We start from the raw sequence: 15,551 nt of genomic DNA, 5'->3' as shown, positions 1-15,551 counted from the left end.
CTTTGCGTTTAGATAAATCTATTTTACCCCAACCAACCATCTCTATCTAGACTTCTATACTGTATTGCCTCTGCAATATGATCTGGAGAAATATCTTTAGAATTTGCTAAATCTGCGATTGTTCTAGATACTTTTAATATTCGATCATAGGCTCTGGCAGAAAGGTTTAATTTTTCCATTGCAGTTTTTAAAAGGGATAAACTTTCTGGTGATAATTTGCAAAATTCACGAATCTGTTTTACATTCATTTGTGCATTATAATGTACGTTTTCAAAGTCTTTAAATCGCTCAGATTGTATTTCTCTAGATGCCGTAACTCGTTTTCTAATGGCAACACTAGATTCACCTTTGCGTTCTTCTGATAGTTTTGCAAATGGAACAGGAGTAACTTCTATATGAATATCGATTCTGTCTAATAATGGTCCAGAAATTTTGCTTAAATAACGTTGCATTTCTTGTGGAGAAGAAGTCATTGGGCTATTTGGGTCATTAAAAAAACCACTCGGACTCGGGTTCATACTTGCTACCAACATAAAACTACTTGGGTAGGTAACTGTAAATTTTGCTCTAGAAATAGTGACTTCTCTGTCTTCTAAAGGTTGACGCATTACCTCTAAAACATCTCTTTTAAATTCTGGTAATTCATCTAAAAATAAAACACCATTATGAGATAACGAAATCTCTCCAGGACGAGGATATTGCCCGCCGCCGACCAAAGCTACATTCGAAATTGTGTGATGTGGGCTTCTAAAAGGGCGTTGGTATAGCAAACCTTCCTTTTTTATTTTACCAACCACAGAATGAATCTTTGTGGTCTCTAATGCTTCATGTAACGTCATTGGTGGTAAAATAGAAGGCAATCTCTTTGCTAACATCGTTTTTCCAGATCCTGGAGGACCAATTAAAATAATATTATGTCCGCCTGCAGCAGCAATTTCCATGCATCGTTTTATAGATTCTTGTCCTTTTACATCAGAAAAATCGAACTCTGGGAAATCGATGTTTTTATAAAACTCAGCTCTTGTATCAACAATAGTTGGTTCAATTTTTTTATCATCATTAAAATGATTGATTACTTCTAATATATTTTCGACACCTAAAACTTCTAAATCATCTACAATGGCAGCTTCTTTAGCATTTTCTTTCGGAAGAATTAAATGCTTATAACCTTCTTCTCTTGCTTTTATGGCAATTGGTAAAGCGCCTCTTATGGGTTGTAAGCTTCCGTCTAGAGAAAGTTCGCCCATAATAATGTATTCATGAATAGCTTCAGATTTTATTTGAGCTGATGCGGCTAAAATTCCAACAGCCAAAGTTAAATCATAAGAAGCACCTTCTTTCCGAATATCGGCGGGAGCCATGTTGATAATAATTTTCTTACCTGGAAGTTTGTAGTTATTGTTGTTGAGTGCAGCAGAAATTCGATAAGAACTCTCACGAACTGCATTATCTGGTAAACCTACCAAATGATAGCCAATTCCTTTATCAATATTTACTTCAACGGTAATTGTAGTTGCTTCGATACCAAAAACGGCAGAACCATAGACTTTTACAAGCATTCTTTTTCTTTTTTCTAAAGATAAAGAAAATTAATTAAGGTTTGGTTGTTGAAAATTAGAAGGATCCCATCTTGTAAGATCGTATTTTTCTAAAACCCCCTTTAAAAGGTTTTCATCTCTATAACTTTTATAGTCATCATAAATAAATAGCGTAGCTTTTGTACTGAGATTTTTATCAGAAATAAAAAACTGATTTGCATCTATTTCTTCAAAAGAAACTGTGGTAAATTTATAATGTTTTTGAGATTTAAATTCTTCTTAATGGATGAATAAGAAGGGCTTTGGTTTGTTTTAACCCCAAAAGAAGAAGTATAAATACTAATTGGAATAAAATTATTGTTGGTAGTTTTTTGTTGTGAAAAACAAAAACTACCAACAAATAAAGTTAAAAGTAAAGAAGCGTATTTTTTCATAGTACGTAATTTTACTTTATAAATATACTGTAATTATTTGATAAACAAAATTTTAAGCAGAGTTTCTACTTGCATTAATGTTACCAAATAAAGAACGCATTACCATTTTTTCATAAATTTCAATTTCTTCTGCGCTTCCGCCAGTTTTTTGAAGTTCTTGAATTTTCTTTAAAGCAAACTGTTGTATCGTTAATAAAGGCAATACAATTTGTTCTCTAACTTCAATAGATGCTTTTCCAACAGGGAAATTCTCCATTAATTCTGTATGACCTGTTAACTTTAAAAGTAATCGTTTTGTTGTTTCGTATTCTGTAAAAATTAAAGTCCAGAATTCTCCAAACTCTTCATCATCTGCCATATAAGAAGTTAAGCCAAAGAAAGATTTGGTTAAACTCATCATACTGTTTTCTAATAATGTTCTAAAGAAATCAGATGCGTTGTAGAATTCAATAATTTCATCAAATCTACCTGCGTCTTCATACTTTTTTAATGCAGTTCCTACTCCAAAGAAACCAGGAACGTTTTGTTTTAACTGGCTCCAACTACCTACAAAAGGAATTGCTCTTAATGCAGAAAAGTCAAGTTTATCAGATCCACCACGTTTACTTGGTCTACTTCCAATATTGGTTTTTGCATAGTATTTTAACGTACTCATTTTTTCTAAATACGGTAAGAACTTATCGTGATTTTTAAAATCTACATACGTTTTGTAACTTGTAGCGGCCATGTCGTTTATTAATTCTCTATGGCTATCATTTAATTGATCTTTTGTAAAAACATCATTCTTAATACCAGAACTTATTAATTGTTCTAAATTAAATTGAGATGAGTTTTGTGTACCAAAATTAGAACTAATAGTTTGTCCTTGTACGGTTAATTGAATTTCTTTATCTTCTATTGTTGGTCCTAAAGAAGCATAAAATTGGTGTGTTTTTCCTCCTCCACGAGCAGGTGGTCCTCCACGTCCGTCAAAGAAAACTACTTCAATATCATATTCTCTAGAGATTCTTGTTAAAGCTTCTTTAGCTTTAAAAATACCCCAGTTTGCCATTAAGTAACCACCGTCTTTTGTTCCATCAGAAAAACCTAACATAATAGTTTGTTTGTGTCCTCTTTTTGCAACATGGTGTCTATAAACTTTATTAGAATATAAAGTTCTCATTACGTCTTCTGCGTTTTCTAAATCTTCTACAGTTTCAAAAAGCGGAATAACATCTACTGGTAATTCGTTTTCAAAACCACATAAGTTTAGCATTGCAAAAGTTTGCATTACGTGTAAAGCACTTTGGTTGTTACTAATTATGTAACGGTTTGCACCACGTTCTCCATTTCTTTGCTGAATTTCTTTTAAAGCATAAATAGATTCTATAGTTTTAATAGAAGTTTCATCGGTTAAAATACTTGGGTCTATGTGTCCTTTTACAACAGATAAAACTTCAACTTGTTCTTCGTCAGAAAGTCTTAAATAATTTTCAGGAAAAGTAGTATCTCCTGTTTTTAATAAGTCTTCTACAATTTGTGTAAATGCTTGGTGATGCACTCTACTATCTTGTCTAATATCTAACGTTGCAAAGTGAAAACCAAAGATTTTTACTTTATTGATAACGTCATTTAATTCTTCTACAAATAAAGATTGATGCTTATTTACAATAATTTCTCTTGCAGCATATAACTCTTCTAATAATATTTTCTGAGAAAAATTAACTTTCGTATAACTTCTAACAACGTGCTTGTAAAGTCTCTTTTCTAATTTAGAAAAGATTTCTTGTACTTCATCAAACGTAAAACGTCTTTTTAAACGTCTAATGTCTCTATAGTAGTTTCTTAAAATTGTTTGACGCAGTCTTTCGGCAACATCTAAAGTAATTTTAGTAGTTACAAATGGGTTACCATCTCTATCTCCACCTGGCCAGAAACCGAGTTCTATAATTTCATTTTCTATTGGTTCACCATCATAAATATGTTGTTGAATATAGTTGTAAATTTTAGGAACCGAGTGGTAGAATACATGTTCTAAATACCAGATTAAACTAACTGCTTCATCAAAAGGAGATGGCTTTTCTTTTTTATAGAAAGGCGTTTTTCCTAATTGAGCTAACAATTTTCTAATTAGTAATAAGTCATCATCTTGTATTGCCTTATCTAAATCTGTAATAATACCTAAAACAGAACCTGGGTAAAATTGTGTTGGATGCGCTGTTAATACAATACGAACTTTAAAGTCGTCTAAATGCGCCTTTAATTCATCTTTTTTATTGTTAAGAAATGCAGCTTCTTTAGAGTTTCTAAGTGTACCAAAACCATCCATATTATTTACAATAGGATAGGCAGCATCTTCTACGGCATCAAATAAAACGACTTGACGTTCTATAAATTGAATAAAACGAAAAAGTAAATCTGCTTTTTCTTTTTCTGTAGGTTCGTCTTGGTATTTACTAAAAAAATGTTCTACAATTTCTGTAGGATTTTTTTCTAATTTAAAACCTTTACTACAAACTTTATGTAAAAGAGGTAATAAAACCCCAGTATCGTCTATGGTGTCAAAAGGTAGGGTTGTGAAAATACTGTTGTAAATTTGATATTTAGACAGTACATTTTCATTAAATCTATCTAGCTTAGGTAAATTGTTCATTTTCTTCTGATTTTACGGGATTAAAATTACAAAAAAGAGAAATGATTAAACCTACTTTTTAATGAATAATGCTTGATTTATTTACGAAAACGATATAAATTTCATTTCTTTTTTATGAAATGTTTATTTTCTGTTACTATTTGTTGATTTTGTTTTTTTTGAGTTGAAAAAACAGCGGCAAAGTTTTATAGAAGAGCTATTTTTAAAATAGATTTTGTTTGTTGGGTTGTTTCAAAACGATTGTCTAAGCGATAATCTATAATCCAAATAATATCCTCATTATTATTGCAAAGTAACCACGTATTTTGTTTTTCTAAAAGCGATAATTTTTGGTCTTTAAAATACTTGCTCAATTTCTTTTTCCCGGTCATTCCTGTTGGATAAAAGAAATCGCCATCTTGCCATTTTCTAAGTGTTAACGGAAAACTTAAACGTTGTTTATCAACATAAATGGTTTGGTTATTTTCTGTTGATTTTTCTTTTACTTCTTCTAATTTAAGATGAATTGGGTTTGTAATTTCAGATTGAGTTTCTTCAATTAAAAACATTTTAACTTCATTAGAAGATACATTTTTAGAAAGCAATAAAAAACCTCTGTTTTTTAATAATGTATGTGTTTTAGATAAAACTTGTTTACCCGATTGAGCAGAAAGTAATTGATAAACATCATTCCATTCTGTAAAATTATATTCTTTTAAAAGTTGATATAAATACGCTTTTGGGTTTGATGTTTTTTCTATCTCACTAATATCTAATTTTATAAAATTGTTTTCTGTTGATATTACTTTTGTAGAAACATCGTTAACTTTATCTTCAATAATTTGCAGACTTTCCTTTAAGTGTTCTGTAGTTTTTGTAAAGGTTTCTAGTAAACTAGGATTAATTTCTTTTAAAATAGGAGTAATAAGGTGTCTAATTTTATTTCTTGTGTATTTTGTAGATGCATTACTTTTATCTTCTCGCCAATAAATATTATTTTCTTTAGCAAACGTTAAAACGTCATTTCTAGAGAAAGTTAATAACGGGCGTACAATATTTCCGTTAATTTCTGGAATACCAGTTAAACCATCTAAACCTGCGCCACGGGTTAAATTAATAAGAAAAGTTTCTAAATTATCATCGGCATGATGTGCTGTTAAGAGATAATCAAATTGGTGTTTTTCAATCAGTTCATTAAACCAATCATACCGTAAGTTTCTTGCAGCAATTTGTGTAGATTGTTTATTTTTTTTAGCGAATTCTTCAGTGTTAAAATGAGATGTAAAAACAGCTATGTTTTGTTCTTTACCTAATTCCTTAACAAAGTTTTCATCTAAATCGCTTTCTGTGCCTCTTAAATTAAAGTTGCAATGTGCCAGTGATATATTAAATTTTAATGCTGATAACAGATGTGTTAAAACAACAGAGTCTATTCCGCCAGAAATGGCGATTAATAATTTCTTGCCTTTTAAAAAAGGAAGATTATGGTTGATGTGGTTAGAGAGTTCTTGTAGCATTATATATCAAAAATAACACATTTTATATATGTTGATGTTTTTTATTTAGAAGAATATACAATATCGTCTTTAGTAGATAGTATTCCGTCTCCTCCTAAAGAAATCAGTTGATAATTTTGTCCACCTTTAGATGGAATATATACAAAAGCAGCTTTCCAAGAATCTATGGTTATATTAGATCTTAGAGGATTATTTCTAATAATGTCTTTTAATTCTGATGGAAATTTACCAAACTGTTTTTTTTCTGAGGCTAAAAGTTTAGAAATTTCCGTCATCCTTTTGGTTGTTTTTTTCTGATTATTATCCTTTAAAATAAAAATAACAACAAGAAAATAAACAGCAAAAAGAACGCTAAATAATATTGCAAATTGTTTTATGTACGGATACCAAACAATACTTTTGGGCAGGTTATTCTCTTTCTCAAACTTCCGTTGTTTCTTGTATTTAATCCAATATTTAATGTCTAAATAAATATCTAAAAAGAAAGATATTAAATCGGCCATTTATTGTTTATTTAACCAAACACGAATGTCTTTTCTTATAGACACTTCTGGTTTTGGTAACGGAATTGTTTTACCAAATTGTTTACTTCGGTTAAATTTAGAAAAGGTAACTTTTAGTGCTTTCCATTCTGCTGGGTACAATTTTAAGAACATGTTAAACATATTTTGTTCCGTTGGTTTTTCATCTAAACTATCTAACGTTTTTTGAAAAAGTTCTTCTTGATTTGGTATCATATTTTTTTATTTTGAATTCAGCAAAACATACTTCATAGCCTTTGCTTTTAGCAAACATTCTTCATACTCTTTTTCTACTATAGATTTTGCGGTTATAGCGCCACCAACAGAATAAGATATGTATTTTTTTTCTTCATTATATAAGATACTTCTTATAATTACATTAAAATCGAAATCATTTTCTGGAGTAAAATAACCTATTGATCCTGAGTATAAACCACGTTTTGTTTCTTCTAGGTTTTCAATAATTTTCATAGCAGAAACTTTAGGTGCTCCGGTCATACTTCCCATCGGATACGTGCTTTGAATTATGTCTATTGGATGTGTGTTTTCTTCAACCTCAGAGACCACGGTAGATATTAGCTGATGTACTTGCTTAAAAGAATATACTTTACAAAGTTCTTCTACTTTTACGCTTCCTATTTTTGCTGTTTTAGATAGGTCGTTTCTAACCAAATCTACAATCATTACGTTTTCTGCACGCTCTTTTTCGTCGCGCATTAAATCTAAAGCTAATTGAGCATCGTCAAACTCACTTACCAATCTTTTAGCAGTGCCTTTAATGGGTTGAGAAATTATTTTTGTGCCTTCCTTTTTAAGGTATCTTTCTGGTGATGCACACAAAGCAAATTTATCATCTAATTTAAAAAAAGAAGCAAAAGGAGGTTCAGAAATTTGGTTGAGGTGTTTGTAAACTTCCACCGGGTTTATCGTTGCATTTTCGGCATAAAATTCTTGACAAAAATTGGCTTCGTAAATATCTCCTTTTTTTATGTGTTCTAAAACTTTGGTTACTTTAGCGTGGTATTCATCTTTATGAATTCTAAGCTTTATTTTAATATCAGAAGCTGATTCTTTAATTATTGAGTCTTCAAATTTTTTAATTTCTTCAAAATCGCTTTCAATCTCATCATCAGCCATTCTTAAATAATGAAACTCAGCTGTGTTTCCTTTGATGAAAATAAGTTTTTTAGGCTGAAAAAAATATAAATCAGCAAAGTGTAAACCATCAAAATTATTAGAAGAAAGACGCTCTACATCATTCTTAATATCATAGGTCATATAACCAAAAATATAATCTTTGGTAATGGTTTGGTATTCTTTTAACTTGTTAAAAGCTTGATGATAATCTGTTTTTATCGAAGTAAAATCATCTGCAGCTAAAGCACCATCAAAACTAGCATATTTTTGATGATATTTGTTAGAATCTAACCAAAGTACGGTTTCAAATTGTTGTGCCCAAGACAATAAATTGTTCTTGAATTCAATAATATTATCAATGGAAAAAGTGCGAATTGTTCTTTGCATATTTGCGTCAAAAATACAAATCTTATTTGTTAGAAAGCGGAATTTTTAAACTGATTCCTGTTTGTAAATCTGGCGAGTTGTTTAAATACAAATCTTCCTTTACGTATATGGTAAAACTGTATTCTTTTCTTGTGTAAGTATACAGCCAGCTCCAAGCAGATTGGTATTCGTATAATTTTGCGAAACCATTTTGCCAACCAGAATGAATTTCTTGCCAAAGCCCCACCAACTGATAATAATCTGCTTCTGCTCTTTTGCTAAAGCGAGATTGAATTTGGTAATTAACAGATACAGAATGGTAATTTTTCTTTCTGGTGTATTTTGTAAACTCAAACATGGTTTCTAAACTTCCTAAATATTTATTGTTTCCTAAGTTTACAAGGTTTTCCTTAAAATTAATGGCATTTTTTCTTAAAAAACTTGTACCAAAGCCAGATCTAATTTCTGAATTTTCGTTTAATTTCCATTCTTTTACAATGTTTCCAGAAACACCAACATCTATAGAAGGGGTGTTTTTTGACGTGTTAACACCTAAATGAGAACCAAAATTAACATGAATATTTCTATTTTTTAGATTGATGAAATTTGGATAATAAAAATGATTGAATTCTATTCCTGCAAAAAGAAATTGACCGTCTTTTAATTCTAAAGTGTTACCATTTCTATCTTGGTAGTTCACATTTACTTTGTTAATACCATAATATTTTCGGCCAAAAGGATCTTCTCCACCAGCAACATTGCTATGAAACCATTCTATTGTTTCATCACTTGTAAAAACCGAAAAAGGGTATTTACCTTTGCTTACTAAATAGGAGCGAAGTGTGATTCCGAGTTCATGGTTTTTTCCGATTTTGGTATTATAATCAATCCTGAAATTTTTAAAAACGGCATCTACAATAATGTTTTCGTAATCAGCAGGTGTTGTTTGTTGGTTTTCATAAAAATGCCTGTCATACCAAGTTTGTTGTTTTAGAGTTTGTCGGGTAGCTTCGTCTTCTGGTATATACATTTCTACAAAAGGGTGAAACGTATTTGCGCTCGCGTAAGAAAAATTTAAAGTGGATATTTCTGGCGGTCTAATTTTAAAATTTTGATTGATTCTTGCCGAAAACATCCCAAAATGATGAATCGGTAATAAACTAGGTTTATCTATTCCGTTTTTAAGCGGAATGCTGTCTGTTTTTTGTGCCAAACAAACGGTGTAAATCAATAGAAAAAAGTAGAGTAGGTTGGTTTTTTTCATGGGATAAAAATAGACTAAAGCTCCTTAAAAAAAAAGCTTCTTTAGTTTTTAACCCAAAGAAGCTTATTGTCAAAGTTTTTTTTGAGAATTTAATTTTGATGTTCATGCTTATGCAAGAGTGTTAAAATTTAAGAAAACAATAGTATATTTACAGTATGGAGTTAGTTATTTTAGGGTTGGTTATTGGTTTAGGAATTTCTTATGTAATCTCGCAACGATTTTCTTTATCAAAAAAAAAGAGTTTAACAGAAAAACAATCTGTTATCTTATTAGACAAAATAAAGAAAGTATCAAAGTTGATTACGGTAGAAGGAGATTTTTCTGAAATCTATCATCATGAAAATACCAAAGAAAATTTTTGGGGATTTACAAGTAAGAAAAAAGCCATTATTTTAATTCACGCAAAAGCACATATTGGCTTCGATTTTAGAAAAATTAAATTAGAGGCTAATACAGAAAAAAAAGAAATTGTTATGTCTGCTTTTCCGCAACCAGAAGTGGTTTCTATAGAGTGTGATATTAAATTTTATGATTTAAAAAACGGCTACCTAAATAAGTTTGATACAGAAGATTTTACCACTTTAAATAAAGAAGCAAAAGAACATGTGCTTAGTAAAATACCAGAAAGTAATTTAATTCGCCTTGCAAATAAAGAAGCTTTAGAGTCAATTATTTTAATGGAAAATTTAGTAGAAACGATTGGCTGGAAATTAGATTTTACAGCTTTAGAAACAAATGAAGAAAATAAAAAAATCTCGAAATAAATATATTTCGAGATTTTTTAAATGGTATGTTTTTTACTCTTTATGAGTTTAAGGGTTTTCCGTCCCAAGCAGCTTTTGCAGCTTCTTTTACCGCTTCAGAATACGTTGGGTGACCATGACAAATTCTTGCCAAGTCTTCTGCAGACGCTCTGTATTCCATAGCAACTGCTGCTTCCATAATTAAATCTGCAACACGTGCACCTACCATGTGAACTCCTAAAATTTCATCTGTATTTTTATCAGCTAAAACTTTTACAAAACCATCTAAATCTCCACTAGCACGAGATCTACCTAAAGCTCTCATAGAAAATTTACCAACTTTATAATCTGCTTTTGCTTCTTTTAATTCGTCTTCTGTTTTACCAACAGCAGCAACTTCTGGCCATGTGTACACAATACCAGGAATTAAATTATAATCGATGTGTGGTTTTTCTCCAGCTAAATATTCTGCAACCACAACACCTTCTTCTTCTGCTTTGTGTGCAAGCATAGCACCAGCAACAACATCACCAATTGCGTAAATATTAGAAACATTTGTTTGTAAATGATCGTTGGTAGCAACCTGCCCACGTTCGTTAACTTCTACTCCAACTTTTTCTAAACCTAAACCTTCTGTATACGCTTTTCTACCAACTGCAACTAAACAATAATCTCCTTTAAATTCTACTTCTACACCTTTTTTATTGTTTGCTTTTACTGTAATTTCATCACCATTTCTTTCTACAGAAGTAACACCATGACTTATAGCAAACTTAATTCCTTGTTTCTTTAAAACTTTTTGTAGTTCTTTAGAAACATCAGCATCCATTGTTGGTGTAATTTTAGGCGCATATTCTACAACAGTAACATCTGCACCTAAACGTTTGTATACAGAACCTAATTCTAAACCAATAACACCACCACCAATTACAATTAAATGTTTTGGTACCTCTGGTAATTTTAAAGCTTCTGTAGAGGTAATTACACGCTCTTTATCTAAAGAAATAAAAGGTAAAGTAGACGGTTTAGAACCTGTTGCTATAATAATATTTGTTCCTTCAATTATTTCTGACGAACCATCATTTTTAGTAATTTTTACATGTGTAGCATCTTCAAAAGAACCTAAACCTTCAAAAACATCAACGTTGTTTTTGTCCATTAAATACGTAATTCCTCCTGTTGTAGTTTCTACAACTTTAGCCTTTCTTTCTATCATTTTACCAAAATCGAAAGTAGGGTTTTCTACAGAAATACCATGTTCTTCAAAATGATGTACAGCATCATAATAATGATGAGAAGAATCTAACAATGCTTTAGATGGAATGCAACCAACGTTTAAACAGGTTCCTCCTAAAGTTGAATATTTTTCAATAATTGCTACTTTTTTACCTAATTGAGAAGCTCTAACTGCAGAAATGTATCCTCCAGGACCAGATCCAATTACAATAATATCGTATTTCATGAGTGCGTTTATTTTGCGTATAATGTAACCTTTCGGTTTGTTTTTTAATGATAGTTGACAAAAATACGGATATTTTCACAAAATGAAGAGGGATTTTAGTAGTTTTACAGTCTTGTAAACCTTAAAATTTACACAATGAAAATTATCAAGAAAATAGGAGTTGTTATTGTTTTAATATTTTTAATTGCACAATTTTTTGGTCCCGAAAAAAATGAAGGAGATTTAGCTTCTGTAGAAACCTTTATAGCAGAAACAAATCCGCCAGCAGATGTAAGAAAGATTTTAGAAACTACTTGTTACGATTGCCATTCTAGTAAAACTAATTATCCTTGGTATAATACTATTACTCCTGTAAATTTTTGGTTGGCAGATCATGTTAAAGACGGTAAAAAACATTTTAATTTTTCTACTTGGAGTGCGTATTCTTTAAAAAAGAAAGAACATAAAATGGATGAGCTTCATGAGGAAGTTGCAGAGAAAAAAATGCCTTTAGATTCGTATACTTGGACGCATGGAGACGCCAATTTAACACAAGATCAAATTGATGCTGTGGTTACTTGGGCTAAGAAAGTACAAGCAGATTATAAACAACAATTAAATGCGAAGTAATTGAATACTCAACAAGTTTTAATTATTGGGTATGTTTGGGTAGAGCCTAATTCTTCTGCTGCTGGCAGTAGAATGTTACAACTTATAGAACAGTTTTTACAAGAAGGTTATAAAATAACGTTTGCTTCTCCTGCACAAAAAAGCGATAAAGCAGCAAGTTTAAATTCTTTAGGTGTTGATGAAGTTGCTATTGAATTAAATAATGTTTCTTTTGATGATTTTATAAAAGAATTAAACCCAACAATTGTTTTGTTCGATCGTTTTATGATGGAAGAACAATTTGGTTGGCGCGTTGCGGAAAATTGCCCTAATGCAATACGAATTCTAGATACGGAAGATTTACATTTTTTACGAAAAACCCGTCATCAGCAATTAAAAAAAGGAGAAAAATTTACAACGGACGCATTATTAAAGTCGGATGATGCTAAAAGAGAAATCGCTTCAATTTTACGTTGTGATATCAGTTTGATTATCTCTTCTTTTGAAATGGATTTATTGAAAGATATTTTTAAAGTTGATGAAAAAATCTTGTATTATCTCCCTTTTTTATTAGATAAGGTTGATGAGCATCAGCAAGAAAAATGGAGAATTTTTGAGGAAAGAGATCGTTTTATTTTTATTGGTAACTTTTTTCACAAACCCAATGTTGATGCTGTTTTAACATTAAAAAATGAGATTTGGAAAGAAATTAGAGCGATTTTACCAAAAGCAGAGGTTCATATTTACGGAGCGTATGCAAATCAGCAAATAAATCAATTACATAATAAAAAAGAAGGATTTATCATTAAAGGCTTTGCAGAAGATGCAAAAGAGGTTGTAAAAAAGGCAAGAGTTGTGTTAGCGCCTCTTCGTTTTGGAGCGGGTATAAAAGGAAAACTAACCGAAGCTATGATTTGTGGTACGCCAAGTGTTACAACAGAAATAGGAGCAGAAGGAATGTCTGGTAAATTAAATTGGAATGGTTTTATAGAATCTGATTACTCTAAATTTTCAGAAAAAGCAGTTCAATTATATACTGATGAAAAACTTTGGAAATCATCTCAAAAAAACGGAATTGAAATCATCAATCAAATTTATGATAAAGAGGAGTTAGGAGTGCTTTTTATCAACCAAATAAAAGGAGTTCAAGAGAATTTATATCAACATAGAACTCATAATTTTTTAGGAAGTTTGTTACAACATCAAACGTTACAAGCAACAAAGTATATGAGTAAATGGATAGAAGAGAAAAATGCGTAGCATTTTGGCAGGTAGTAAAACAGTCTACAGTTTTCAGTAAGATGAGAACTGAAAACTGCTACTGAAAACTGAATACTAAATTAACCCCGCTCTTCTTAAAAGTGCATCTGGTTTTGGTTCTTTACCTCTAAAACGTTTGTATAATTCCATAGGTTTCTCGGTTCCACCTTTAGAAAGTACATTGTCTTTAAATTTGGTGGCTACTTCTTTATTAAAAATTCCTTCTTCTAAGAAATATTCAAAAGCATCAGCATCTAAAACTTCGGCCCATTTGTAAGAATAATATCCGGCAGAATATCCTCCTAGAAAAATATGAGAAAAAGCGGTACTCATACAGTTTTCTGCAACATCAGGATATAATTTTGTGTTTGCAAAAGCGTTGTTCTCAAACTCTTTTATAGAAGTAATTGTCTGTGGCGACTCGCCACCGTGCCATTGCATATCTAATAAACCAAAACTTAACTGACGTAAGGTTTGCATTCCTTCATGAAAACTTGCAGATTCTTTAATTTTTTCAACATATTTCATCGGAATAACTTCTCCGGTTTCATAATGTTTTGCAAACAATTCTAAAGCTTCTTTTTCGAAACACCAGTTTTCTAAAACCTGACTTGGTAATTCTACAAAATCCCAAGAAACAGATGTTCCAGATAAGCTATTGTAAGTAGTATTTGCTAACATTCCGTGTAATGCATGACCAAATTCATGAAACAAGGTTGTAACCTCGTTAAACGTTAATAAAGACGGTTTGGTTTCGGTTGGTTTGGTAAAATTACAAACAATGGAAACCTGTGGTCTTTCGTTAATTCCGTTTTTAATTTGTTGTGACTTATAAGAAGTCATCCACGCACCATTACGTTTGCCTTTTCTTGGATGGAAATCTGCATAAAACACAGAAATAAAGTTACCGTTTATATCTGTTACGTTATATGTTTTAACATCTTCGTGATATTTGTCGATGTTAGATACTTCTTCAAATTTTAAATCATATAATCTGTTGGCAATTTCAAAAACACCATCAATTACGTTTTCTAATTTAAAATAAGGCTTTAATAATTCTTGATCTAAATCGAATAATTCTTTCTTTAATTTCTCAGAATAGTAAGAACCATCCCATTTTTCAAGTTGGTCTATTCCGTCTAATTTTTTAGCAAAGTTTTCTAAGTTTTCAAATTCTTTTAAAGCAGCAGGTTTTGCTTTTTCTAAAAGATTATTAGAAAATTCGATTACTTTTTCTGGCGTTTCTGCCATTCTTTCTTCTAAAACAAAATGAGCATGTGTTTTATAACCTAATAAATTAGCTCTCTGATGACGAAGATTTACAATTTCTAAAACAATTTTTTCATTGTTGAATTCATTGGCTTGAAACGCTTTTTTACCAGCAGCAATTGCCATTTTTTTACGCAATTCTCTGTTATCAGCATAGGTTAAAAAAGGAATGTAACTTGGGTAATCTAACGTAAAAATATATCCTTCTTTGTCTTTAGATTTTGCCACTTCTTTGGCTGCTTCTTTTTCACTTTCTGGCAAACCTGCTACATCTTTTTCATCGGTTAAATGCATTTCAAAAGCATGCGTTTCTGCCAATACGTTTTCTCCAAATTTTAAAGATAATTTAGAAAGTTGAGCATCAATTTTACGAAGTTCAATTTTATCAGCTTCCTTTAAATTAGCCCCATTTCTTGCAAAACTTTTGTACTGCTTTTCTAAAAGCATTGCTTGCTCTGGCGTTAAATCTAACGTTTCTTTACTATCAAAAACAGATTTTACTCTTTTAAACAAATCTTCGTTTAAAGTAATATCATTACTAAATTCACTTAACCAAGGAGAAACTTCTTGTGCAATTTTCTGAATCTCATCATTGGTTTCTGCAGAATTTAAATTGAAAAAAATACTAGTAATTCTGTTTAGTTTTTCACCAGTAAAATCTAAAGCTACTGTTGTATTTTTAAACGTTGGTTTTTCAGTATTATGTATAAGCTCATTAATTTCTGTTTTGGCAATTTCAATCCCTTTTTTAATGGCAGGTTTGTAATCGTTATTAGAAATTTTAGAAAAAGGAGCCGTATTAAAGTCTTGTAAAAGTGGGTTCATCTAAAAAGGTGTAATT

Annotated in this window: 12 protein-coding genes; 3 read left to right on the top strand and 9 right to left on the bottom strand. The window is 30.9% G+C overall.

Translation table 11 applies throughout. From position 1 onward, the window contains the following. Nucleotides 1–23 precede the first annotated feature (23 nt). The 7 genes from GQR92_RS10705 to GQR92_RS10675 form a co-directional block, all read right to left on the bottom strand. Complete coding sequence (locus tag GQR92_RS10705) at nucleotides 24–1,559, bottom strand: YifB family Mg chelatase-like AAA ATPase (RefSeq protein WP_158839388.1); 1,536 nt, start codon at nucleotides 1,557–1,559, stop codon at nucleotides 24–26. Nucleotides 1,560–2,024: 465 nt separating this feature from the next. After that, the gene (locus tag GQR92_RS10700) at nucleotides 2,025–4,604 is read right to left on the bottom strand and encodes a phosphoenolpyruvate carboxylase (protein ID WP_158839386.1); all 2,580 of its coding nucleotides are present in this window, start codon (nucleotides 4,602–4,604) and stop codon (nucleotides 2,025–2,027) included. A 185-nt stretch (nucleotides 4,605–4,789) separates the two neighbouring features. Beyond that, nucleotides 4,790–6,100: a tRNA lysidine(34) synthetase TilS gene (gene tilS / locus GQR92_RS10695; RefSeq protein WP_158839384.1), complete on the bottom strand. Its 1,311-nt coding sequence runs from the start codon at nucleotides 6,098–6,100 to the stop codon at nucleotides 4,790–4,792. 41 nt (nucleotides 6,101–6,141) lie between these two features. Continuing rightward, entirely contained in the window at nucleotides 6,142–6,603 is a 462-nt protein-coding gene (locus tag GQR92_RS10690; protein ID WP_158839382.1) for a hypothetical protein, read from the bottom strand. Continuing rightward, nucleotides 6,604–6,837 (bottom strand): hypothetical protein, encoded by a 234-nt coding sequence (locus GQR92_RS10685; protein WP_158839379.1) that lies wholly within the window; start codon nucleotides 6,835–6,837, stop codon nucleotides 6,604–6,606. It lies immediately after the preceding gene. 6 nt (nucleotides 6,838–6,843) lie between these two features. After that, complete coding sequence (locus GQR92_RS10680) at nucleotides 6,844–8,145, bottom strand: anthranilate synthase component I family protein (RefSeq protein WP_158839377.1); 1,302 nt, start codon at nucleotides 8,143–8,145, stop codon at nucleotides 6,844–6,846. A 22-nt stretch (nucleotides 8,146–8,167) separates the two neighbouring features. Further along, nucleotides 8,168–9,388, bottom strand: a complete 1,221-nt coding sequence (locus tag GQR92_RS10675; RefSeq protein ID WP_158839375.1) for a hypothetical protein — start codon at nucleotides 9,386–9,388, stop codon at nucleotides 8,168–8,170. A gap of 155 nt (nucleotides 9,389–9,543) precedes the next feature. Between GQR92_RS10675 and GQR92_RS10670 the strand changes: the two genes are divergently transcribed. Continuing rightward, a complete protein-coding gene (locus tag GQR92_RS10670) occupies nucleotides 9,544–10,152 on the top strand; it encodes a DUF4230 domain-containing protein (protein ID WP_158839373.1) in 609 nt (202 codons plus the stop codon). A 40-nt stretch (nucleotides 10,153–10,192) separates the two neighbouring features. Here the strand turns inward: GQR92_RS10670 and lpdA are convergent, their stop codons facing one another. Beyond that, the gene (gene lpdA / locus GQR92_RS10665; RefSeq protein WP_158839371.1) at nucleotides 10,193–11,593 is read right to left on the bottom strand and encodes a dihydrolipoyl dehydrogenase; all 1,401 of its coding nucleotides are present in this window, start codon (nucleotides 11,591–11,593) and stop codon (nucleotides 10,193–10,195) included. 135 nt (nucleotides 11,594–11,728) lie between these two features. On the opposite strand from lpdA, the gene GQR92_RS10660 reads away from it, so the two are divergent. Then, nucleotides 11,729–12,202: a heme-binding domain-containing protein gene (locus tag GQR92_RS10660; protein ID WP_158839369.1), complete on the top strand. Its 474-nt coding sequence runs from the start codon at nucleotides 11,729–11,731 to the stop codon at nucleotides 12,200–12,202. Next, nucleotides 12,203–13,441 carry a glycosyltransferase family 4 protein gene (locus GQR92_RS10655; protein ID WP_158839367.1) on the top strand — a complete coding sequence of 413 codons (1,239 nt, stop codon included), beginning with the start codon at nucleotides 12,203–12,205 and terminating at the stop codon, nucleotides 13,439–13,441. A 75-nt stretch (nucleotides 13,442–13,516) separates the two neighbouring features. On the opposite strand, the gene GQR92_RS10650 is transcribed toward GQR92_RS10655, so the two are convergent. Then, nucleotides 13,517–15,535, bottom strand: coding sequence for a M3 family metallopeptidase (locus tag GQR92_RS10650; RefSeq protein WP_158839365.1), 2,019 nt, complete (start codon nucleotides 15,533–15,535; stop codon nucleotides 13,517–13,519). Nucleotides 15,536–15,551: the final 16 nt, after the last annotated feature.

The sequence above is a fragment of the Polaribacter sp. L3A8 genome, assembly GCF_009796785.1.
Lineage (GTDB): Bacteria > Bacteroidota > Bacteroidia > Flavobacteriales > Flavobacteriaceae > Polaribacter.
The sequence above is the reverse complement of the archived record's forward strand: the minus strand, read 5'-3'. Positions and strand labels throughout refer to the sequence as shown.